3 protein-coding genes are annotated in these 2,111 nt (G+C 44.7%); all 3 read left to right on the top strand.

What is annotated here, in order from left to right; all coding sequences use genetic code 11:
- Nucleotides 1–246: hypothetical protein (locus tag AC2VE5_RS26215; protein WP_486890488.1), on the top strand; the 246-nt coding region annotated here is incomplete at its 5' end.
- Between the two features lie 21 nt (nt 247–267).
- The gene (locus tag AC2VE5_RS26210) at nt 268–1,107 is read left to right on the top strand and encodes a hypothetical protein (protein WP_486890486.1); all 840 of its coding nucleotides are present in this window, start codon (nt 268–270) and stop codon (nt 1,105–1,107) included.
- Between the two features lie 44 nt (nt 1,108–1,151).
- Nucleotides 1,152–1,973 (top strand): hypothetical protein, encoded by an 822-nt coding sequence (locus tag AC2VE5_RS26205; protein WP_486890485.1) that lies wholly within the window; start codon nt 1,152–1,154, stop codon nt 1,971–1,973.
- Nucleotides 1,974–2,111 lie beyond the last annotated feature (138 nt).

Genomic DNA, 2,111 nt, shown 5'->3' with positions numbered 1-2,111 from the left:
CTGGCACATATTTGTGGGTTAGAGGAGGAGCTAGAAGTAGTCCCGGCTTTGCGTCCACAGAATCAACAATCCTCAACTCAGGCTGCCAGTTTTCCGCCAAGTAGTAAAGAACAAACGAACGAGCAGCAGCCAAGTTTAGAAGATAGTAACAGCACACCAGAAGAAGGTGTTGCAGTTATGCCCCAGAACTGTGAGTTGCTATACCACAGTGACGATGCCACTTTTCAATCAATCTTTAGCCAGTGATGATTCATAAGGAGACAAATCATGTCCCAAACCTATAAGGCACAACGTCAGGTAATTCAAATAGGTGACATTTCCTTAGAAGTTGCTATGCTCCCTGATGGAAGTTATCGGCTCAGTCACACTCAAGCAACAGAAGTGGTAGACAAAAATCGTAATTCAATGTCACGGTTTTGTCGCTCAAAGTACCTACAATCGTTTCTGGATAATACTTCCCAAAGTTACACTGTAACCGAAGAAGTTTTCTTAGAGGGTGCTAACCGACCAATCATCCCGATAAATTTTGAGGTAGCGTGTCTGTTCTGGCATAAGTGCGCGGCAGAAGGCAACCCGAAAGCTAGAGCAATAGTAGTTGCTTTGCTTAAACATTCACTGTATGAGTTAGCAGACGAAGCGTTTGGGGTCAAACATAGTCGGGAAGAGCGCTCTTACGATTTGACAGACGATTTATCCCCTACAGGCGTAGCCCGACTCGAAGCAATATACCAGAACCTATCAACGCCAGAATCAGCCCAGCAATCTTTGGAAACTAGCAGCGAACGAGAACTACAACTGAAGGTTAGATTAGCGGAAATTGAGTTGGAGCGGGAAAAGTTGCAGCGTGAGTTAGCCGCTAATACTTTTCCCATTAAAGAGCTTAGTAAGGTGGGCGTACCTCCTTGGCGAGTGATTTCGCAGGTGCAACGAAGCTTAGGATGGTCGGATGCTAACGCTGCTTACAAACTGATATGTCAACTGGGCTATGGAGTTAGCAGCGAACATTGGTTTTCTGTGCGGATTAAAGGCGGGGTATCTGTGATGTCTTGGACTTCTATAGACGCTTTATCTGAGGCAATTGAACAATTCAAGTCGTCCCCAAACTAGCAACAACTTTTGGTTCAATAATTTACTTACTTTGAGGAATCACCATGCCTTACACCAAACAAGATTTGCAAAATCTCTATTCGTTGTCGTTAGAAGATGTAGACGCTACCCTTGTCGCTTGTAAACTATCGTCAGAGCAAGATGAGTATGCCGATGAGCAAATTCAATCGGGGTTTGACGTTATTCGTAAATACTTCAATGATGCACAAGTAGGTGACTACGCGGCGGCAGCAGAAATGTTCAACCAACTTCTCTCACCTAAACCTAAGAAATCAGGTAGAGGTAGAAAGTCGAGTAACTCCTTAGAGCAAGAATCGAATACTACGACAATAGAGGACAACGATTTAGATATCTCCCAACTGTTAGCTCTTGCTACACAAGAATGTGGGACACGTATTTCTCTAACTGAAGCAAGCAAAATCTTATCAGCCTGCGGTCTACCGGACAAAGAGCAATACACAGGTGTTGAATGCGATCGCTTTATAGAGGCGTGTACTCTAGTCAAACAGCAGGATAAGACTTATGAAGAAGTAGCAGCACATTTTGGGATTGCTCATCAACAGAGCAAGTCTAACGCTCATAGTATTTTGCTTGATGAAGTTAGACAATTGCTCAGTCAACCTGCTTTTAGCCAAGCTGAACAAATCCGTGAAGCATTGCCCCAAATGGCAGTTGAGCAACTAGAGGAGATCAAAGCCTTGTTCTGGCAGATGACCGCTCAAAGATTGCGACAGTATGTTGACTCTGGGCAACTAGAAGCGGAGATTCGCCAAGCATCTAAGAGCGTACTAGCGACTTCTTCGGGAAACTCTCTGGGGCTGTTGGGGTCAAGCAGCAGCCCGAATCAGAAGCGTTTGCCTGGTTAATTGATGAAACGATTAGTCAACGTATTACTGTTATTTCCACAACAGATCGACAGCTAATCGAGTTAAACAACTACAAGTTGCGGGAACGCGCCAAAGCGATCGCCCACAACCAACGTTTAGACAAAGCACGAATGGAGC

Source organism: Aliterella sp. E5.1, from assembly GCF_057473825.1.
Note: the sequence above shows the minus strand (reverse complement) of the source record. Positions and strands in the feature narration are given on the sequence as shown.

Coding starts and splice junctions, on each gene's coding strand:
- AC2VE5_RS26210 (WP_486890486.1), top strand. CDS start 268: ATGTCCCAAACCTATAAGGCACAACGTCAGGTAATTCAAATAGGTGAC.
- AC2VE5_RS26205 (WP_486890485.1), top strand. CDS start 1,152: ATGCCTTACACCAAACAAGATTTGCAAAATCTCTATTCGTTGTCGTTA.